General features: G+C 46.6%; 17 protein-coding genes and 1 riboswitch. Of the genes, 10 read left to right on the top strand and 7 right to left on the bottom strand.

Annotated elements, in window-relative coordinates; translation table 11 throughout:
* The 3 genes from QZ209_RS07000 to QZ209_RS06990 all read left to right on the top strand — a co-directional run.
* Window positions 1-187, top strand: a 187-nt coding sequence (locus QZ209_RS07000) for a hypothetical protein (protein ID WP_294346289.1), incomplete at its 5' end; no start/stop codon positions are given.
* A gap of 199 nt (window positions 188-386) precedes the next feature.
* Window positions 387-1,370 (top strand): transposase, encoded by a 984-nt coding sequence (locus tag QZ209_RS06995; protein ID WP_294346286.1) that lies wholly within the window; start codon window positions 387-389, stop codon window positions 1,368-1,370.
* Between the two features lie 166 nt (window positions 1,371-1,536).
* Window positions 1,537-2,076, top strand: a complete 540-nt coding sequence (locus tag QZ209_RS06990; protein WP_294346282.1) for a hypothetical protein — start codon at window positions 1,537-1,539, stop codon at window positions 2,074-2,076.
* Window positions 2,077-2,131: 55 nt separating this feature from the next.
* On the opposite strand, the gene cfa is transcribed toward QZ209_RS06990, so the two are convergent.
* The 5 genes from cfa to QZ209_RS06965 all read right to left on the bottom strand — a co-directional run bounded on the left by cfa (window position 2,132) and on the right by QZ209_RS06965 (window position 8,013).
* Window positions 2,132-3,271, bottom strand: a complete 1,140-nt coding sequence (cfa, locus tag QZ209_RS06985) for a cyclopropane fatty acyl phospholipid synthase (RefSeq protein WP_294346277.1) — start codon at window positions 3,269-3,271, stop codon at window positions 2,132-2,134.
* Window positions 3,272-3,316: 45 nt separating this feature from the next.
* Window positions 3,317-4,276, bottom strand: coding sequence for an aldo/keto reductase (locus tag QZ209_RS06980; RefSeq protein ID WP_294346275.1), 960 nt, complete (start codon window positions 4,274-4,276; stop codon window positions 3,317-3,319).
* Between the two features lie 80 nt (window positions 4,277-4,356).
* Window positions 4,357-6,033, bottom strand: a complete 1,677-nt coding sequence (gene sulP, locus QZ209_RS06975; RefSeq protein WP_294346271.1) for a sulfate permease — start codon at window positions 6,031-6,033, stop codon at window positions 4,357-4,359.
* A 95-nt stretch (window positions 6,034-6,128) separates the two neighbouring features.
* Window positions 6,129-7,724, bottom strand: a complete 1,596-nt coding sequence (locus QZ209_RS06970; protein ID WP_294346269.1) for a peptide chain release factor 3 — start codon at window positions 7,722-7,724, stop codon at window positions 6,129-6,131.
* Window positions 7,725-7,755: 31 nt separating this feature from the next.
* Complete coding sequence (locus QZ209_RS06965; RefSeq protein ID WP_294346260.1) at window positions 7,756-8,013, bottom strand: hypothetical protein; 258 nt, start codon at window positions 8,011-8,013, stop codon at window positions 7,756-7,758.
* Here QZ209_RS06965 and pgm point away from each other — a divergent pair.
* The 5 genes from pgm (at window position 8,012) to QZ209_RS06940 (ending at window position 15,003) form a co-directional block, all read left to right on the top strand.
* Window positions 8,012-9,664, top strand: a complete 1,653-nt coding sequence (gene pgm / locus QZ209_RS06960) for a phosphoglucomutase (alpha-D-glucose-1,6-bisphosphate-dependent) (protein WP_294346259.1) — start codon at window positions 8,012-8,014, stop codon at window positions 9,662-9,664. The two genes, QZ209_RS06965 and pgm, sit on opposite strands and share 2 nt — an antisense overlap.
* Window positions 9,665-9,927: 263 nt before the next feature.
* The gene (locus QZ209_RS06955) at window positions 9,928-10,497 is read left to right on the top strand and encodes an inorganic diphosphatase (protein ID WP_294346258.1); all 570 of its coding nucleotides are present in this window, start codon (window positions 9,928-9,930) and stop codon (window positions 10,495-10,497) included.
* 82 nt (window positions 10,498-10,579) lie between these two features.
* Window positions 10,580-11,971 carry a class II fumarate hydratase gene (fumC, locus tag QZ209_RS06950; protein WP_294346257.1) on the top strand — a complete coding sequence of 464 codons (1,392 nt, stop codon included), beginning with the start codon at window positions 10,580-10,582 and terminating at the stop codon, window positions 11,969-11,971.
* A 410-nt stretch (window positions 11,972-12,381) separates the two neighbouring features.
* Window positions 12,382-13,263, top strand: coding sequence for an ADP-polyphosphate phosphotransferase (locus tag QZ209_RS06945; RefSeq protein WP_294346256.1), 882 nt, complete (start codon window positions 12,382-12,384; stop codon window positions 13,261-13,263).
* Window positions 13,264-13,389: 126 nt separating this feature from the next.
* Complete coding sequence (locus tag QZ209_RS06940) at window positions 13,390-15,003, top strand: ATP-grasp domain-containing protein (RefSeq protein ID WP_294346254.1); 1,614 nt, start codon at window positions 13,390-13,392, stop codon at window positions 15,001-15,003.
* A gap of 142 nt (window positions 15,004-15,145) precedes the next feature.
* Here QZ209_RS06940 and serC read toward each other — a convergent pair whose 3' ends face one another.
* Entirely contained in the window at window positions 15,146-16,207 is a 1,062-nt protein-coding gene (gene serC / locus QZ209_RS06935; RefSeq protein WP_294346253.1) for a 3-phosphoserine/phosphohydroxythreonine transaminase, read from the bottom strand.
* A gap of 347 nt (window positions 16,208-16,554) precedes the next feature.
* A riboswitch (cobalamin riboswitch) is annotated at window positions 16,555-16,744 on the top strand.
* 196 nt (window positions 16,745-16,940) lie between these two features.
* On the opposite strand from serC, the gene QZ209_RS06930 reads away from it, so the two are divergent.
* Window positions 16,941-19,097, top strand: coding sequence for a ribonucleoside triphosphate reductase (locus QZ209_RS06930; RefSeq protein WP_366515758.1), 2,157 nt, complete (start codon window positions 16,941-16,943; stop codon window positions 19,095-19,097).
* The gene (locus QZ209_RS06925; RefSeq protein ID WP_294346249.1) at window positions 19,094-19,846 is read left to right on the top strand and encodes an anaerobic ribonucleoside-triphosphate reductase activating protein; all 753 of its coding nucleotides are present in this window, start codon (window positions 19,094-19,096) and stop codon (window positions 19,844-19,846) included. The genes QZ209_RS06930 and QZ209_RS06925 overlap by 4 nt, the downstream gene beginning before the upstream one ends.
* 138 nt (window positions 19,847-19,984) lie before the next feature.
* On the opposite strand, the gene modD is transcribed toward QZ209_RS06925, so the two are convergent.
* Entirely contained in the window at window positions 19,985-20,833 is an 849-nt protein-coding gene (gene modD, locus QZ209_RS06920) for a ModD protein (protein ID WP_294346247.1), read from the bottom strand.
* Between the last annotated feature and the right edge of the window lie 15 nt (window positions 20,834-20,848).

The following is a 20,848-nucleotide window of genomic DNA, read 5'->3' as shown; positions in this document are numbered from 1 at the left end:
GGCGACGATATTTCATCTTCCGGAAACAAAAGTAGCGCTGATGAACCCCTGGATAGAGTTGCTAACCGCACTCGACCTGACGGCATTCGGTTTTTATTTCGGCTCTCGCGGGATCGAAAAAGGAATACAAATGATCCGCACCGATATGAACAAAACAGTCTTCGGTATAGGGTATTATGAGGGTTAAGGAGGGGGTAAAAATATATCAAATCGTTGTAAGTTATTTTATTATAATCCGGTTCGAGTCCCGCCACCCCGACACAGGCGGTTACGGCAAGTTCTGTAACCGCCTTTTCCTTTGTCAATATTAGGGGACGTTGTAAATAAATTGTATATTTGTCATCGATACAAGGATAAAAGCTATAAAAGGTTATAAAATCGTTACAATGCCAAGAGGTCCAAGACTAGACGCACCAGGAACCCTGCACCATGTAATGCTTCGGGGAATTGAAAAGCGGGATATTGTTACTGATGATAAGGATCGAGATGATTTTGTTTCCCGTATGGGAAAACTTGTTCCGGAAACAGGTACGACAATCTATTCATGGGCGCTATTAAATAATCATGCACATATCCTACTTCGAAGTGGAAAAGCAGGGATGTCTACTTTTATGCGAAGGTTGCTGAGTGGCTATGCAAGTAACTATAACAGGCGACATGATAGGCAAGGCCATCTTTTCCAAAATCGATACAAATCAATTGTCTGTCAAGAGGATCGTTATTTTATACGTTTGGTTGCGTATATACATTTAAACCCTTTAAGAGCCGGACTGGTGAATTCTTTGGATGATCTTGATGCATATCCATGGAGTGGGCATACGGTCGTAATGAATGTTTTTTCAAATGACTGGCAAGATCGTGATTTTGTTCTTCATCATTTTGGAGAAAAAGAAAGAATGGCAATGTATGCCTATCGAAATTTTTTGAAAGAAGAGGTTCAAAAAGGTCATCAACCTGAATTGACTGGGGGTGGCCTTGTTCGTTCTGTTGGAGGATGGTCGGCAGTGCAAGGAATGCGAGCTAGAAAGGAAAAGCAATTGAGCGATGAACGAATTTTAGGAGACGGTTCCTTTGTTAGCAAGATACTTGAGGATGCAGATGAGTCGGTAAAGAGTCAGGTAAATGTGCTTGATTTCGATGAAATAAAAGCAAAAGCTCATGCTGATATTGAGGAATTATGCGAAAAAAATGGCATAGGGTTAAGTCAGTTGCTTTCGGGAAGCAGAATTCGTTCAGTATCAAAGGTTCGAAAAACACTTGTAGAAAAGTTTGTGAAAGAATACGGGTTTTCACTTGCAGAGATAGCAAGAATACTAAAAATTTCTACATCTGCTGTTGCGCAAATTGTTCGGAATTTTAAATATGTGTAAATTATTTACAACGTCCCCTATTCTGGGTTGTTAATAGTAGGTAAAATGTTTTACATTGGTTGAAGAGTTCTCTCGTGTTGTGGTGGGGGAGAATTCTCGTTATCTGCTTGCCTATTGATGGCGCCCTCATGAAGATTAATGAAGTAGGAAACGATGACAAATGTCGATGATGACTTACCTTTTGTTGATCATCTTGATGCTGCTTGTCTTTATTCTTGCCATGATGTTTACCGTTTTACCGCGACGGCAACGTGCTGAAATCGAGAAAGCGGTCAGTGCATTGCGTAGAGAAATGGCCGAGTACCGGGGGGATTCGATGCGGTTGATGCAAGTTATCCGTAATGAAGTTGAGGATGCCGTCCAGGAGTCTCTCGACCGGGAAATGGCTGATTTTATGAGAGGTAGAGGTCGTTCTGCCATTCCTCCTTCGTGTTCCGAGGTTCCTGTATGCAAGGGGAAAACGGATGGCTCGTTTGAAGAGGGAAAAAAGAATGTTCAGGGGAAAGACGGTAAGGCAAAATATTCCACACAGTTGTCGTTGTTTGAGCAGACTGTTCCTGTTGAGCCGGTTTCTTCATCTGAAAAAGAAATAATGGATAAAAAGCCGGATGAGCCCGAAAGCGAAGAAATGGAAAGAATACAGGTCATAATTGATGACGATATTCCCGATATCGATGACATTCCTGATTTAGAGGACATCAAGTGAGCTGTTCTCAAGCTGGCATATCGGACGAACGGCAGAAGAGGTGTATCAGATATTGTTAGACAATGAGTTCTCCCGCTTCACGGCTTACATAAAAATCCCCTGTTATTCCGTTATTCGAAAAGAGTATCTGCCAGAGTTGAACATTACGGGCGCGGAAGGAGCCTGCTGCGCTAAGCAGGTAATATCGCCACATCCTGTAGAATCGTTCGTCATAGGCGCGCTTCAAGTCTGGCCAGTGGTGTTCGAAGTTTATGTGCCATGCTTTGAGTGTTTTGCAATAGTCGTTACCGAATGCATGCCAGTCTTCCATGACGTGCAGCCCTTCACTCGCTGTTGTGATCTGTTTTGCAGAAGGGAGCATGGAATTCGGGAATATGTATTTATGGGTCCATTTGTCGGTATTCATCGATGAGCGTTTGCTTCCGATAGTGTGCAGAAGAAACAGGCCGTCATCTTTCAGGCATTGTGAGGTGATCTCGAAAAACTGTTGATAATTCTTCACCCCGACATGTTCGAACATACCGATGGAATAGATTCTGTCATAGGTTCCTTGTATGTCACGGTAGTCCATCAGCCTGACATCGACCGGCAGGTTTTGCCCCAGTTCTTCGGCTTTCTTGGCCTGTTCGCTCGATACGGTAACTCCTGTAACACGGACTCCATACTGTTCAGCGGCAAACCGGGCAGCTCCTCCCCAGCCGCATCCGATATCGAGCACTTTCATGCCTGGTTCGAGCTGTAGTTTGTTGAAAATCAGCCGTAATTTATTTTCCTGAGCCTGATCGAGATTGTCCGCTCCTTTCCAATAGCCACAGCTGTAAAGCATGTGTTTATCAAGCATGGCTTCGTAAAGGTCGTTTCCAATGTTGTAGTGGGTTTCTCCAACGTGGAAGGCTCTCGATGGATGCTGAAGATTTATCAGGATACCGGCTAGGTTACTGAGAACGCGAGTGAACTGTGAAACTTTTTTATCAAGTTTCGCTCGCAGCACTTTATAAAAGAAATCTTCAAGTGCATCACATTCCCACCATCCATCCATGTAGGATTCACCAATACCGAGGTGGGATTCAGTGATGACCCGTTTGTAGAAACGAGGATCCAGTACCCTGATGTCCCACGGGTTCGGTCCGTTTACCTGTATCCCTGCAGATGCAAGAAGGCTTTTTAGTTTCTTTTCATATAAGGTCTCTGGCATTGGGTCGGAGTCCTGAATTGAGTTGTTATGCTATCAAGAAGGAGCTTATTCCGGCATCGATGAGACAAATGTCTCAATTGCATCGACTTCCTGCCGATCGAGCATTAGATCGGCAGCACCGACTATTCCTTCTACCTGTTCAGCACTACGTCCTCCGACTATAGCGCCAGTAACGCCAGGGTGCCAAAGCGTCCATGCAATGGCTACTTCTCCGGGAGATGCCCCATGTTTTTTTCCGATTGTTCTCAGGTATTCAACAAGCTCGAGATTGTGTGCAAGACGTGGTTCCTGGAATTCCTTATTATTGCGCCGCCAATCGTTTTCTGGTAACTGTAATGCCCGCTCGCGTGTCATCTTGCCGGAAAGCATGCCGGAAAGCATCGGGGAGTAGATGATGACTCCGATATCATGCTCCATGCAGTGAGGAAGGATCTCTTTTTCGATTCCTCTGCGAAGCATGGAGTAGGGGGGTTGAAGCGAAGCGACAGGTGCTATGCCCTGCGCTCTTTTCATTTGCTCGACATTGAAGTTCGATACACCGATATGTTTTACAAGTCCTTCTTCTTTCAGTTCAGCCATCGTTCCCCAACCTTCTTCGATATCCTCCTCCGGGTTAGGCCAATGAATCTGGTATAAATCTATGGTTTCGGTTTTCAGGCGTTTCAGGCTTGCCTCGCATTCCCGCCGGATTGAGTCACGTTTGAGGCTGTTGCCGATTTGACGGTTGTTGTCCCAGACAAGAGCGCATTTGGTAAAAACGTAGGGCTTGTCGGTTGTGCCTTCGAGCGCTTTTGCGACAAGCTCCTCCGAATGGCCGAGCCCATAAACAGCAGCGGTGTCAATCCAGTTGATGCCCGATTGGAGGGCGCACTCTATTGCTTCTATAGCCTGATTGTCGTCCTGAGGTCCCCAGCCGTGAGACCAGTTTTCTCCGCCAATTGCCCAGCTGCCGAAGCCGATGGACGTGATGTCCATTCCTGTACTACCGAATTGTCGTGTTTCCATATAAGGGGAAATGGTTTAAAAACTTCTGGTTACATGGAGAGTGTTTATCAAGTAGAAAATAACAAAACTTCGCTAAACGTTTATTTCTTCAGAGCTGAAAGTGAATTGTCGAGTAATTGTTTTGCCTGGTCGAGAGCGCTGTCGATATGGTCTACAATATTTTCCTGACCAATCTCATCGGTAATACCGTACTGTCGCATTGTCGAGAGTGTCTCCGGGTTGACTCCTGAAAGGATTAACTTTGTTCCGGTCCGACTGCTGTCGGCAACCATTTCCTTTAGCATGTTCAGGCCGGTTGCATCGATCACCGGGACGTTGCGCATGCGCAGTATTCTCACTGGTGGTGGATTTTCGACGATTCGCATGGATTCTTTGAATTTTGAGGCGGCGCCGAAAAAGAATGGTCCATTGATTTCATACACCTCCACTCCATCCGGAACGTCACGGTTGACAATGGCATTCGGATCATTGCTATCCTCTTCGCGGTCTTTCAGTTCACGAGTGATGATTTCTACGTTTGCGATACCTGCCATATGTTGCATGAAAAGCACAACGGTCAGCAATAGGCCAACCTCTATTGCGATTGTCAGATCGAAAATCACCGTTAACCCAAAGGTGGTCAATAAAACGATGATATCTCCTCTCGGACTTTTGAGAAGTTGACGGAACACGTGGTATTCGCTCATGTTCCAGGCGACAACAATCAGTATGGCTGCAAGTGTTGACATGGGGATGAGTTTTGCCCAACTTCCGAAAAGCAGCATTATACAAAGCAGGGTGATGGCATGAACTATGCCTGAAAGCGGTGTTCTGCCACCGTTTTTGACATTCGTGGCCGTTCGCGCTATCGCGCCGGTGACGGGTATGCCTCCAAAAAGGGGAGACACGATGTTTGCCGCTCCCTGTGCTATCAGCTCCATGTTTGACTTGTGGCGCCCTCCGATCATGCCATCGGAAACGACCGCCGAGAGCAGTGCCTCGATTGCGGCAAGGATTGCTATGGTTGTCGCCGGCATAATGAGGTTCTGAATGGTTGACAGATCGAACTCGGGTATCGAGGGAGCAGGGATCGTTGACGGAATCTCCCCGAATCTCGTTTCAATTGTTGCGACATCGAGGTGCAGCAATTGCACCATTGCCGTGGTGATCAGAATGGCGATGACTGAGCCCGGTATTTTTCTCGATACTTTCGGCCAGAAGATGATGATGGAAAGCGCAATGAACCCGATTGCCAACGTCGGCATGTGCAGAGTTCCGAGGTGAGAGAGATATTGTCCCCATTTTCCTATGAAATCACCGGGAAGATTTTCAATGTCAAGCCCGAGAAAATCTTTGACCTGGGTTGAAAAAATAATAACGGCGATACCACTGGTAAAACCGACGATGACCGGATAGGGAATGAACTTGATCAATGAACCGAACTGCGCAACTCCCATGATAATGAGAATTACGCCTGCCATGATCGTTGCAAGCATGAGCCCGTTGATGCCATATTGCTGGACTATACCGTAGACGATAATGATAAACGCACCGGTAGGGCCACCGATCTGTACGCGGCTGCCACCCAGCAGTGAAACGATAAAACCGCCGATAACGGCGGTGATGAGTCCTTTTTCAGGTGAAACTCCGGAGGCTATTCCGAATGCGATTGCGAGGGGGAGGGCAACGATGCCGACAAGAATTCCGGCAGTAATGTCTTTGAGTAGTCGTTCCCGATCAAGTTCGGGAAGCAAAACGAAGAGTTTGGGCTTGAACATTTCTTACCATAATATCCATTGTGATTTCTTCAGATTCTTTTGTGTACAATGTATGTTTTTCAGGGAATTAACAAAGGACGGTGAAAGGATTCTTTTCAGGAGTTTCCTTCTGTTTTGAATTCCGAGGTTTCATGGAACATAACTCCGGGGTAGTTTTCTTTGGCGACGTTGAGCATCCATTCGCTTTCGGCAAAGAATACCGGGTGTTTTTCTTTGTCTTCAGCTATAACCGATGATTTTCGGCGCAGGAACTCGTCGTACTGGTTGTTGTCTTTCGGGGTGATCCAGAAGGCCTTGAAGTAGCGCAGCGGCGTGAAATCACACTTTGCACCGTATTCATGTTCGAGTCTGAAACGGATGACATCGAATTGCAGTTCACCAACAGTACCGAGGATTTTTCGGTTGCCGTATTGCAGGAAAAGCTGAGCGACACCTTCTTCTGTTAGCTGGCGCAGACCTTTTTCCAGCTGCTTTGATTTGAACGGGTCACGGTTGATAACCTCTTTGAAAATTTCGGGGGAGAAACTCGGTATTCCTCTGAACTGCAGTTCTTCTCCTTCCGTAAGCGTATCGCCGATTTTAAGGTTTCCGTTGTCATAGAGGCCAATGACGTCTCCAGGCCATGCATCTTCAATAAGGTTTTTTTCGTTTGCCATAAACTGGGTGGGGTTGGCAAAACGCATTTTTTTCCCGAGCCGGGTATGAAAATAAAAGGTGTTACGCTCGAATTTTCCTGAACAAATTTTGAAGAATGCCGTACGGTCTCGATGGTTCGGATCGAGATTGGCATGGATTTTAAAGACGAAACCGGTCAGTTTGTTTTCAGAAGCTTTGACGACACGTTGATCGGTTTCACGTTTTTCCGGGCTCGGGGCGATATCGAGGAAGGTTTCGAGCATTTCTTTGATGCCGAAATTGTTGACGGCGCTTCCGAAAAAAACCGGTGCAAGAGATGCGTCAAGATAACTCCCTTTGCTGAAAGGTTCGTAGACTCCTTCGATGAGTTCTACTTCTTCACGAAGTTTGTCGGCAAAGGTTTCAGATATCCAGCGGTCGAGTTCGGTATCTTCTATTCCCTGAATTTCGATTTGTTGTTCAGTAATTTTTGTCTGGTCGGGTTCAAAAAGGTTGAGCTGCTTGTGATAAAGGTTGTAGACTCCCTGGAAACTTTGCCCCTGGCTGATTGGCCAAGTGAGAGGCCTTACCTGTATCTGCAGTTTCTCTTCGAGCTCGTCAAGGATTTCAAATGGGTTTCGGCCTTCCCGGTCCATCTTGTTCACAAAAATGATGACCGGGGTATTCCGCATTCGGCAGACTTCCATAAGGCGTTCTGTCTGTGCCTCAACACCTTTGACGCTGTCGATCACCAGAATGACGCTGTCGACCGCAGTCAGGGTGCGGTATGTGTCTTCTGCGAAATCTTTATGTCCCGGAGTGTCGAGAATGTTGACTTTTTTCCCTTTATACTCGAAACCCATGACCGATGTCGCCACGGAAATTCCGCGCTGTTTTTCGATTTCCATGAAATCGCTGGTGGCGGTTTTTTTTATCTTGTTCTGCTTAACGGCACCGGCTGTTTTGATGGCCCCTCCGAAAAGCAGGAATTTTTCGGTAAGTGTCGTTTTGCCGGCATCGGGATGGCTGATGATGGCGAAGGTTTTTCTTTTTTCTATCTCTTGCTCAAGATTCATGGTTCAGAATTCATATATGGCACCGCCGCCGTTACTGCTGTGCAGTCCGCATCGCTGTCTTTTGGTTTGAAATCATTTCCGGCGGGAAAGGGCCAAAGATACAAAGCTGATGAGGAAAAAGAAAATAGTCCTCGAGTGCGCTTTTCGGCAGACGCAGGGAAATGATAACTTTCAAAAGAATGTAAATCTCCTGCCAATGCATATTCGATGCAACTTTTTTTCGCTTATGGTTGTCTATGTTTCGGTGTCCCGAGAAAAAAGGTTTTTCACCTCTAACCCAGTTAATCATGCAAGTCCATCCCCATGCCGGCCGGCTTCCTGAACAAGAGATGCTTGTCGATGTACCCCGTCTCGTTACCGCATTCTTTTCTATGAAACCCGATCCAGGATTTTCAGCCCAACGGGTTTCTTTCGGTACTTCGGGTCACAGAGGGGCATCCCTTGATTGTTCTTTCAACGAACATCACATTCTCGCTGTGACGCAAGCGATCTGCATGTACAGAAAGAAGGAAAATATTACCGGGCCTTTGTTTTTAGGAATCGACACCCATGCGCTTTCAGAGCCCGCTTTCGTTACCGTATTGGAGGTGTTGGCGGCCAACGGCGTCGAGGTGATGATTGCCGGTGAAGAGCGATATACTCCGACGCCGGTGGTATCGCACGCTATCCTGACATGGAACGAAAAAAAAGTGAACGGGATGGCGGACGGTATTCTCCTGACCCCCTCCCATAATCCTCCGAGTGACGGAGGAATCAAGTACAATCCTCCTCATGGTGGTCCGGCAGGAGGTGAGGCTACTTCATGGATCGAGAAGAAGGCAAACGACTTTCTTGAGCAAAAGCTCGAGGATGTTCGCAGAGTGCCTTTCGAAAAAGCGCTATCGGCTCCGACTACGCATCGGTACGACTATCCCGGGAGGTACATCGAGGACCTTGACGCTGTGATCGATATGGAGGCTGTTGCCGAATCGGGACTCTCTATAGGGGTGGATCCTCTTGGCGGGGCAGGATTGGCATACTGGGAAAGGATTGCCGAGAGATATGGTCTGGGCATTACTGTATTGAACAAAACCGTCGATCCGACGTTCCGGTTCATGAGCGTCGACTGGGATGGTAAAATCCGTATGGATCCCTCTTCTCCTTACACCATGCAGCCTTTGATCGAGCAAAAAGACCGGTTCGATATAGCGTTTGCCTGCGATACGGATTACGACCGTCATGGTATTGTAACCCGTAGTTCAGGTTTACTGCAGCCCAATCATTTTCTTTCCGTTTGCATCGATTATCTTTTTCAGCATCGGCAGAATTGGGCCGATAGTACCATGATCGGCAAAACCCTGGTAAGCAGCAGTATGATTGACAGGGTTGCTGGAAAACTCGGTCGAAAGGTCTATGAGGTTCCCGTAGGCTTCAAATGGTTTGTCGACGGTCTGTTGAGCGGTTCACTGGGATTCGCCGGAGAGGAAAGTGCGGGTGCTTCTTTTCTGAGAATGGACGGTAAGGCATGGACGACGGACAAAGACGGGTTTATTCCTGCACTGCTTGCTGCGGAAATAATCGCAAAAACTGGAAGCGATCCCGGCGAAGTGTACGGTGGTTTGACCCGTGATCTGGGTGAGCCGATGTATACAAGGATCGATGCCCCGGCTTCTCCAGATGAAAAAACAAGGCTGAAAATGCTTTCGCCAAAGGAGTTGAGTATCGATAAGCTTGCCGGGGAAAAAATTTCCGACATTCTTTCCGACGCTCCCGGTAATAATGCTGCAATAGGGGGGGTGAAAGTTGTAACCGATAACGGATGGTTTGCAGCGAGACCATCAGGTACCGAAAATATATACAAAATATATGCAGAGAGTTTTCTCGGCAGTGAGCATCTGGATGCCATTCTTGCCGAAGCTCAAGACGTTGTCGGTTGTGCTCTGTCGAGCGGTGGGAAATGACGAAAAGTAAGAGGCTGAAAGGCGGTATACCAAGATCACAGTCAATGTTTTTTCTTCGAGGCTCTTCGTTTGCTCGGGGTATTCAGGGCCCGGCATGAAGGCCGTAGTTGATGCTGCCGACTGACATGTCGGGTGTTTTTGATTATCTCTTCATGGTTACATTTTGAAAATTCAGGAATCTTTGTATACTTCCACAGCTTTTTTTTCAGATTTTCAGTTGGTATTCCTACCGAAACCATAACCCATTAACAGCGACGCTTACTATGAATTTTAATCCATGGCATCACGTTGAGATTGGTAAAGAGCAGCCACATATCGTCAATTCCATCATTGAGATTTCCAAAGGAAGCAAGGCTAAGTACGAGCTTGATAAAAAAACAGGAATGCTCAAACTTGACAGAGTGCTTTATTCCTCTGTCTTTTATCCTGCCAATTACGGGTTTATCCCGAAAACTCTTGGAGAGGACCATGATCCTCTTGATATCGTAGTGTTATCCCAGTGCGCAATTGTCCCGATGTGTCTTGTACGTGCGCGTGTTGTCGGGGTTATGCGAATGATCGATCACGGTGAAAGTGACGACAAAATTATCGCAGTTGCCGACGGCGATATGAGTGTAAGCACCATCAATAATGTCAATGAGATAAGACCGCATTTCCATTCCGAACTCAAACACTTTTTCGAGGAGTACAAAGCGCTCGAAAATAAAACGGTTCTGGTAGAAGAGTTCCAGGATGCGGATACGGCAAAGGAAATTATTTTGCGTTCCATAACAAAGTATCAGAAAACCTTTGGCGTAGCTGAAGAGATTCGGCCTGTTCCCGTGATTGGATAGAAGAGTGGTTGGTTTTTCCTATCTTTAGCTTTTTGCGTCATTTCGCAAAGGGTATTTACACAACTACTACACACAAGCGATCATGGATTACAGAATCGAGAAAGACACCATGGGGGAGGTACGTGTCCCCGCCGATAAATTCTGGGGAGCTCAAACCCAGCGCTCTGTTGAAAATTTTAAAATCGGTCCGTCCGGGTCGATGCCGATCGAGATCATCGAAGCTTTTGGATATCTGAAAAAAGCAGCGGCTATCACGAATTGCGATCTTGGTGTCCTTCCTGAAGAGAAGCGGAACGCTATCGCTGGCGTATGCGATGAGATTATCGGTGGAAAGCTTGTCGACCAGTTTCCCCTTGTGGTCTGGCAGACCGGGTCGGGTACTCAGTCGAATATGAATGTCAACGAAGTCGTTGCAAATCGGGCTCATGTGCTTGCTGGAAACAGGCTCGGAGAGGGAGATCGACTCCTCAATCCCAACGACGATGTCAACAAGTCGCAATCATCCAACGATACGTTTCCGACGGCCATGCATATCGCAGGGTATAAAGTACTCGTCGAAAAAACCATTCCCGGAATCAAAAAACTTCGCGGCGAGCTTGCCAGAAAATGCGAGGAGATGGATGAAGTCGTCAAGATCGGACGGACTCACTGGATGGATGCTACGCCTCTTACGCTCGGCCAAGAATTCTCCGGTTATGTCTCTCAGCTCGATCATGGCATCAAGGCCATCGAGAACACGTTGCCTCACCTTGCGGAGCTTGCACTTGGCGGTACAGCTGTAGGTACCGGCCTCAATACACCTGATGGTTATGCTGAAAAAGTTGCAGAGACCATTGCATTTCTGACAGACCTTCCTTTTGTGACCGCTGAAAACAAATTCGAGTCTCTTGCTGCTCATGACGCCGTTGTCGAATCTCATGGTGCCTTGAAGCAGGTTGCTGTGAGTCTCATGAAGATTGCAAACGATATTCGGATGCTTGCCTCAGGTCCCCGTAGCGGTATCGGTGAGATCGTTATCCCGCCAAACGAGCCTGGATCGTCCATTATGCCGGGCAAGGTAAACCCCACGCAAGTGGAGGCGATAACTATGGTTTGTGCTCAAGTGATGGGCAATGATGTTGCGGTCAGCATAGGGGGCTCGAACGGTCATTTCGAGCTCAATGTGTTTAAACCTGTCATGATCTACAATCTGTTGCAGTCTGCCGAACTGATTGGAGATGCCTGTGTTTCTTTTGCTGAAAAATGTGTTTGCGGGATTGAACCGAACCATCCCAGGGTGAAGGAGCATCTGGAAAATTCACTCATGTTGGTCACTGCGCTCAATCCGCACATCGGTTACTACAAGGCTGCCGAGATCGCAAAGAAAGCTCATGCCGAAGGTACAACATTGCGAGAAGCGGCCGAGGAGCTCGGCTACCTGACAAGTGAACAGTTCTACGAATGGGTTATTCCCGCCAGAATGACCGGCAGATAAGAAGGTCTGGGGCGAAATTCTTTCCCCGGCTCAGCTCTGCGAGATTGCGGAATTGAGGATCCAGAAGACTTTGCATATATCGAAATGCCAATTGTTCCTCTCATGTTTGCCATCCCCGGGACCTTACCCGGGGTGGTTACTCCAATTTTTTCTATAGGTGCCCCATCAAGTTCTAGATGACTTTTCTCCTAGGGTATTTTTTTCTTTTTTTCCACGAGAGCCGGCTTTTGTGTCTGTCCCATCGCTTATCCGGGCATGAATGAACGATGTCGAAGGATTGGTGACCATCTTCCTGGAGGTATGGATATCAATTTTGGTGTACGGAAATAGCCGGTTGTTTTCATTTCAGTTTGAAAACAGTTTATTTATAAAAAGTAACGCTATTTCTTTAATCCGTTTCTTCTGCTGCGATGAGCAAGATAAGGCTGAAAGATTTCAGGGTTGTCGAGGGTCGAAAGGTCGCGCTGAAAAAGTGGCCGACGGACATTCCGAAAATGTATTCTTCCAAGGATGCATACAAGGAGAAACTTGGTGAGCATGTCAAGGAGCTGAGTGAGCTACAGCAGATCCACTACGCAGATGACCGTTATGCGGTACTTCTGATCTTTCAGGCTATGGATGCAGCGGGAAAAGACGGTGTGATTCGCCATGTCATGTCGGGTATAAACCCCCAGGGGTGCCAGGTATTCAGTTTCAAACATCCTTCCAGAAAGGAACTCGATCACGATTTTCTTTGGAGAACAAACTGCGCGCTTCCTGAAAGGGGGCGCATCGGTATTTTTAACCGATCGTACTATGAAGAGGTACTCATTGTGAGGGTACATCCCGAAATTCTCATGAGTCAGAAAATTCCAAAGGACCTCTTGAACGGTAACGATGTCTGGAAAAACCGGTTCCGTTCAATTAACAATATGGAGCATCATCTGTACCATAACGGGACCAGAATTGTCAAGTTTTTCTTGCACCTGTCAAAAGAAGAGCAGCGTAAACGCTTTCTGCGGAGAATTGACGAGCATGAGAAAAACTGGAAGTTCAGTATCGCCGATATCGAAGAGCGAAAGTACTGGGATGATTATATGAGAGCATATGAGGAGTGTCTCGAGGCTACAAGTACCGAACGGGCTCCCTGGTACGTCGTTCCGGCGGATGACAAGAAGAACGCACGCCTCATTGTTTCTTCGATCATACTTGAAACCTTTAAATCACTGAATATGTCATACCCTGAAACCAGCGATGAGAGACATGAAGAACTGCTGAAGATCAGGGAAATGCTTGTGGCCGAAGAAGAGTAGATGTTATCTGTTTTGGAAAATGAAATGAAAGTAAACGTTTCAACCTATTGGGGGCCGAATCGTTATTGTACGCGGCCATCCGTCGTTTTTTGTTTTGAAGAGATCTCGGAGGAAAAAATGTCGGTTATGCAGCGTTCGTTTGTCGCGCTCGCCAAGTATCTGCAGAAAAGTTTTGGATATAGCCACACTTTTGACGAACAAAGTGCCATTGTCAGAAATGATGTTTTTGAGTTTTTATCGAGTGCTGCGATTTTCATTCTGAACTATGTAAGAGGGGACTTGGAAGAAAGCGGTTATGTCGTTGACAACATGGTTCCTGTCCTTTTTGTCGAATTCCACAAGCCCGAGTTAACAGTTAAGGCTGTAAACATTCTACTGAAGTTGCTCTTTAGGGGTTCAAAGGGAAAAGAGCATGAAGTGTATTCGGTATTAAACGCCTTTTGGGATGAGTGTCAGAGGGGGCACCCGGATTTTCAAGCGCACGCATTGATTACTGCCGCGAAATCAAAAAAACTGTTCTACCAAAATCTTGATAAAAAAGTATGGCTCTATGGAATGGGGAAAAAATCGAAGATTTTTTTTGAAACAAGTACTATAGAGGATTTACAACGTGAGGTTAAAACCGACAAACTCTCGGGAAAAAATATTTTCAATGCCGTTGGTGCACCGACAGCGCAGTATAAGATTGTGAAGGATCGTGATGAACTGTTCGCTGCGGTGCATGATATTGGTTTTCCTTGTGCGGTTAAACCTGTTCATTCAGATAGCGGAAGGGGAGTGACTGCGAATATAAGAGCATTCGATGACGTTGGATTTGCTTATGCCGAGGCGAAGAAATATACCGGGAAAAGTAATGAGATAATGGTTGAAGAACATGTTCCTGGAAGAGATTATCGGCTGCTTTTCCTTCGGGGAGATTTTATTGGTTGTGCCAGCAGCGTTGCTCCTTTTGTAATCGGTGATGGTGCAAGGAGCATTCGTGAGCTGATAAACGCTGTCAACAGCAAAAGAACCAGAAACCTTTATGTAAGTAATTATCTGAGGCCAATAAAAATCGATGCATCGGTCAAAGAAGCGCTTCTGGTTCAAGGTTACGACTTGAGGACGGTTTTGGAGCAAGACCAAAAAGTTACCCTGCGCAGAAATACTAATTTAGGAGGAGGCGGTAGTACCGAACTGTTTGAAAATGTACATCGCGATATTCTGAATCATGCGAAACAAATTGCGCGCTATTGTGGCTTGCACAGTGTCGGAATTGATTATATCACCGAAGATATAGGCGCGCCTCCATCCATATCCGGCGGGAAGTTCACTGAATTAAACAAAATGCCCGGGGTTCCCTTGTTTTTAGCCGCAGGCTATGATATCGCCAGGTTAGGGGATCAATTTCTGGGGAGCAGGGTTGGCAACATTGAACTGAATCTGTTTGTCTTTCAAAAGGAGCGATGTAATGAGCTGTTACATTCCTACAGTGGAGAGTATGCGGTGTTTTTGCCGAATACCATTGTCAGGAAAGGCCAAAAAATCAACGTTGAAAACGGTCATTTCAGGCAGTTGGTCGGTAAGGTTTTGTCGGATAAGCAGTTGAAATCATTGGATATAATAGCTGCTTTGGAATTTGTCGAACAATACGGTTTTCCAACTGAACATATTTCAACCGTGTTTATCGGAGAGTTGTGCAAAACAAGGATTGTCTGTGAGACCATCGAGAAACTCAATTGCCGAGTGCAATACGCTTAAGCTTCTTGAGTGTTTCTGTTTTTTTCAAGCAGAGGTCTCTTTTTCGATTGTTGCCTACAACTTCATGTGCTTGACTTGAGAAAGAAAGATCATGCGATCAACCTTTTTTAGGCACAACTTGAAAAGCGAAGGCAAATCGACTTCAACCATAGCAGTGTTCAAAATCGGTAATAAATCCGGCCAATGTCTCTACCTCTTCAGGTGTCACCGCGTTGTAAAGGCTTGCCCGAAATCCTCCACGCGAGCGATGTCCCTGCAGTCCTAGAAGTCCTGCTTCTTCTGCTTTCTGGTTGAAGATCGGGACGATCTTTGGGTTAACCGTATCGAAAACCACATTCATCATCGAACGTGATTTCGAAGGTACAGGGCAGTGAAAAAGCGTAGATGCGTCCAGTGTTTTATACAGCAGACCAGCCTTTTGTCTGTTAAGGGTTTCCATGGTATCCAGGCCGCCGATTTCCTTTTCCAGCCAATCAAGCATACACTCAACGACGTATATGGCGAATACTGGTGGTGTATGATGGTTTGATCCGGCATCGATATGAGTGCGGTAATCGAAAAAAGAGGGCAGGCCAGGTTGTATCATCTCTTGAGTTTTCCGCGGGACGATCACCACGGTAACGCCGGCAGCACCTATGGTTTTCTGTGCATGAGCGTAAATCAAAGCGAAACGTCCGGTATCGATATTTCGGCTCAGAATGTCCGAACTCATATCGGCCACCAGCGGCACCGGAGATTTCGGTATGCCTTGCCATTGCGTACCCATTACCGTATTGTTGGTGCATACGTGCAGATAGCGGGCATCGGCTCGGATATCGAGTGCAGTAGGAATCGTATCATGAGCCTTACCGGCAACATGTACATCCCGTTCCAGTTGGCGAGCGGCTTCTATGGCTTTAGCTGCCCAGTATCCTGAATCAATGTAATCGACAGGTTCTCCTGCCGCTGAAAGGTTCATCGGTATCATGCTGAATTGCAATGTGCCTCCTCCTTGCAAGAGCAGTACATCGTCATCAACGGCTAATCCCATCAATCGTCGAATCTTTTCCTGTGTGCGTTCAAGCAGATCCAGAACCGGCTGTGCACGATGGCTGATTTCCATCACCGACATTCCGCTGCCCCGGTAATCGGTAAACTCGTTGCGGATGCGTTCGATGACCGATTCGGGCAATTTGCAAGGTCCGGCGTAAAAATTGTATGGCATATAGGTTGTTACGTCTCGTTGATCAAGAATGGCGGTGACAGTATTACCAGCGATTCTTGATATTGTGCTGTTATCAAAACTTCCAAGATGCTTTTGGGGATAACCGATGCTTTTTGTCAAAGACTTCACTTTATAGTGAATATCCTCGATGATACCAAAAAACAATTCACCATAATCATTCGAAAAAAAACGTGTTATCGTCCTAGAACGATGCTCGGTTCTTTTGGGTAAGATGTGTTGCCGTTAGAAAATCTTGCCTCTGATTCCTGATCGCATTTTTTTCAATTGATCTCTTTGTTTTTGTCAACAGCGGCAATATTTTTACATTCAAACAAGATGTTCTTTCGACAATTCTGATGAGGCAAGATACCCCTTAATCGGGGTTTAATAGGGAATCACGTGAAAATCGTGAGCTGACGCGCAACTGTAAGCCCATTGAAATGTTTTCCGGCAGTATGCCACTGTTCCTTTCATGGAATGGGAAGGCGCCGTGAAAAAGGGTAAGCCAGGAGACCTGTCTTGTGCCTTATTGTTTCAGCAACTACCCGGTTGCTGATAGGTATAACGATTATGCTTTCGCGTCCAAAAGCATGTGACTGGAATGAGGCTGTTTTTTCCTTTCTCGATATCCCTTTCATAGCTGTTTTCCGCGGGAGCATGCCTGTACAGGCTTTTTCACATTCTAACTATGATGCTCATGATGGAAAACAAGATGATGTGTGATGACACGAAGATGATCACCAAGCGTGATGGCAGGATTGTTCGTTTCAATCAGGATAAAATCACGTTCGCGATCTTCAGAGCCCTACGGGCTGTAGGAAATCCTGACCGGCAGTATGCTGCTGAACTGAGCGCCCAGGTTGCTACATCACTTGGAGGAAACGTTTCACACGAACCTCCTTCGGTCGAAGAGATTCAGGATGTCGTTGAAAAGGTGCTCTTTAAAAATCATGCTTTCGATGCTGCAAAGGCATATATCATTTATCGATTTCAGCATCACAATATGCGGGAAGCGAAAGAGATCTTCGCCAACATCGATCTGGTCGATGATTACTTGCACCTCAAGGACTGGCGTGTGAAGGAAAATGCCAACTTGAGTTACTCACTTCAGGGGTTGAACCATCATATTTCGAGCATCATCAGTTCGCAATACTGGCTCAATGAGATCTACCCGGCAGAAATCGCTCAGGCTCACAAGGAGGGGCGGATGCATGTTCATGATCTTGGTTCGTTGAGTGTATATTGTGTTGGCTGGGATCTCGAGGATCTTTTGATGAACGGTTTTCGGGGAGTGGAGCGTCAGACTAACAGTGCTCCGGCGAAGCATCTCAGGAGCGCTCTCGGTCAGATCGTGAATTTTTTCTATACCATGCAGGGAGAGGCTGCCGGCGCGCAGGCTTTTTCCGGTTTCGATACATGGCTCGCTCCGTTTATCCGTTATGATAATCTTGAATATGAAGAGGTAAAGCAGTGCCTGCAGGAATTCTTTTTCAATATGAATGTGCCGACCAGAGTCGGGTTTCAGACTCCGTTTACCAACGTGACGCTCGATCTTCTGGTTCCGGGTCCAATGAAAAACCGACAGGTCATTGTCGGGGGGAAGTTACAAGACGAGGTATACGGTGATTTTCAGGTTGAAATGGATATGTTCAACCGGGCGTTTGCCGAGGTGATGCTCGACGGAGATGCAAATGGTTCGGTATTTTCTTTTCCGATTCCTACCTACAACATCACACCGGATTTTGATTGGGAAAACCCTGTCTACGACGGTATATGGGAGATGACGGCAAAGTACGGGATCCCGTACTTCTCGAATTTTGTCAATTCTGATATGAACCCTGATGATGTACGGAGTATGTGCTGTCGTCTTCGTCTGGATAAACGTGAGCTGCAAAGCAGGGGCGGAGGGCTTTTCGGTTCCGACCCGCTGACAGGTTCAGTGGGGGTAGTGACGATCAATCTGCCGGAACTCGGTTATCTCTCTTCTTCGGAAGAAGAGTTTTTTCAACGTCTGTCAAGGGTTATGGAGCTTGCCAAAAGCAGTCTTGAAATCAAGAGAAAAGTGATTGAACGTCTTACAGAGCAAGGGCTCTATCCGTACTCGAAGTTTTACCTGCGTAATCTCTACAGGAAAAACGGCAGGTACTGGGACAATCATTTCTCGACCATCGGTTTGCTCGGTATGAACGAGTGTTGCCTCAATTTTCTTGGATGTGCAATTGGTGATCCGGAAGGGGCTGCCTTCAGCTTGAGAGTTCTGGACTTCATGCGTGATCGTCTTGTTGCGTTTCAGGAGGAAACCGGCCATATATACAATCTCGAAGCTACACCTGCGGAAGGAACCTCCTATCGTCTTGCAAGGCTGAACAAGGTAGTTTATCCCGATATCATCGTTGCCAATGAACAGGCAAGCAAGAAAGGGGCGGAACCTTACTATACCAATTCTTCACAACTACCGGTCAACTTTACCGATGATTTGTTCGAAGCGCTGCACTTGCAGGATGAGATGCAGGTTCGTTATACGGGGGGAACCGTTTTTCACGCTTTTCTCGGTGAACAACATCTTCCTGCATTATCGGCACGCCAGCTTGTTCGGAAAATCACGGCAAATTTCAGATTACCTTACATAACACTTTCCCCGACATTCAGCATTTGCCCCTCGCACGGTTATCTGGCCGGTGAGCATCAGGAGTGTCCGTTCTGTCGTGAAAAGGGGGAGGTGCAGAAGTGCCTGGTTTTTTCGCGTATAGTCGGGTATCTCAGGCCCGTCGAGCAATGGAACGCGGGAAAGCAGGCGGAATTCAAGGATCGCAAGCTCTTTGACGGCAAACATTCTCCCAGCTCCGAGACAACAGGGAAGAATGAGGGGGCTCCGATCTGTGTGTCATGAACGATAGCGGTGGATTGCAACAGCAGGCTGGCGGAAAAAAAGGTTTTCGTTTGCCGATCGGAGGATTTCTCAAGCAGAGTTTCAGCGATTTTCCCGGAAGGGTATCTGCAGTTCTTTTTACCAGAGGATGCAATTTTCGGTGTATCTACTGTCATAATCCGGAACTCGTTCTTCCGGATCTGCTCCGGCATTCGAAGCCCTATGAGGTGAAAGGAATCCTCGAGTGGCTTTCGTCGAACAGATCCCTTCTCGATGCGGTTGTCATTACCGGAGGAGAACCTACCATGCATTCGTCTTTGCCGGATTGTATCCGGCAGATAAAGTCTTTGGGCCTGGAAGTGAAGCTGGATACAAACGGGACCAACCCGCAGATGCTGGAGACGCTTATCAGTGATATGCTTGTCGATTATGTCGCTATGGACGTTAAAAACGTTCTGGATCACCGGAAGTACGCTTCTGTTTGTGGGGTGCATTTTAGCGAAACCATGCTGGCTGATGTCAAGCGATCGTTGGCTCTGTTGCATGATGCCGTTATCGATTGCGAAATTCGTACGACACTACTCGGATCGCATCACTCGGAAAATGATATCGCTGAGCTGGTTCGGCTGGTTCGTATCCCCTATTTTCTTCAAGAATGTAATTCGTCAAAAACTCTTCAGGCTATTGCCCCAAAGAGGTTGGGCAGAAAGGAAATTGCAGAATTGATGGAATCACTAGAACCAAAAGTGGGAAATGTTTGTTTAAGGTAAGGTAGTGATTGTTGTTTTTCTCCGTTCGGCCTGTCCTGTATCGATCAGGGCAGGTTTTTTCCACTCGAAGGTTTTCTCTCGAAATCATTATTCCAGATTCTGTTCCGTTCGATAGATGGCAAACCTCATCTTCTTCTTTCAGATATTGTGGATAACCACTTTATAATCGGCAGGCTTACCAAAATACATCCAGGAACTGACAAGTACATCGGCACCGGCTGCAGCGTATTTTTCCGCATTCATGTCGGTTATCCCACCAGCCGCAGCAATCGTTGTTTCATTGCCTCTTTGCTTTAACGTCTCGGCAATTTTCCTGACCGACTCGTCTGAGAGTTTGTCGAGTTGTACGATATCAGCGCCTGCTTCTGCGATCATGATCGCATCACCGATGCTTTCGACTTCAACAGCGACTTTCTTTTCCGGGCATCGTGCTTTTATGGATTGAAGATCGGTGCATAAGTTTTCCAAACCACCAAGCAGGTCATAGTGATTGGAAAATAACAGGATGGAGTCGGAAAGTCCCAATCGATGTGGAGAGCCTCCGCCAGAGCAGAGTGCTTTGAGCGAAAGATGTTTTGTTCCAGGGAGATGTTTGCGGGTGCCGCATATTTCGACACTTTTTCCGCTACGGTTTGCTCCCTCAACCATCGAGCGTGTTCTTGTTGCTATTGCGGAAAAATGTTCCAGAATGTTTTGAGAGACTTTCCAGCCCATGTGAAGTTTTTCAGCATTGCCATTGGCTTTCAATACGGTTTCTCCCGTAAGGGCTTTTCGACCGCTTGCGACAACCAATTCGGTTGTGACATCGAGTAAGGTGAAAATTTTGGCTGCCTCTTCGCTACCGGATACTATGACCGGCTCTTTCGGGGTAAACAGAATTTCTGCGTTTTGTGATGAAAGATTGAGTAAAGAGCTTGTCAGATCAAAGTAGGGGACATCTTCTCTGAGTAATGCCTCGACCTCGGGAAGGTTCAGTGTGAAATTCACGATTTGAAACGTTTA

The organism is Prosthecochloris sp., assembly GCA_015482705.2.
Lineage (GTDB): Bacteria > Bacteroidota > Chlorobiia > Chlorobiales > Chlorobiaceae > Prosthecochloris.
This window is presented reverse-complemented; position numbering and strand designations above follow the sequence as displayed.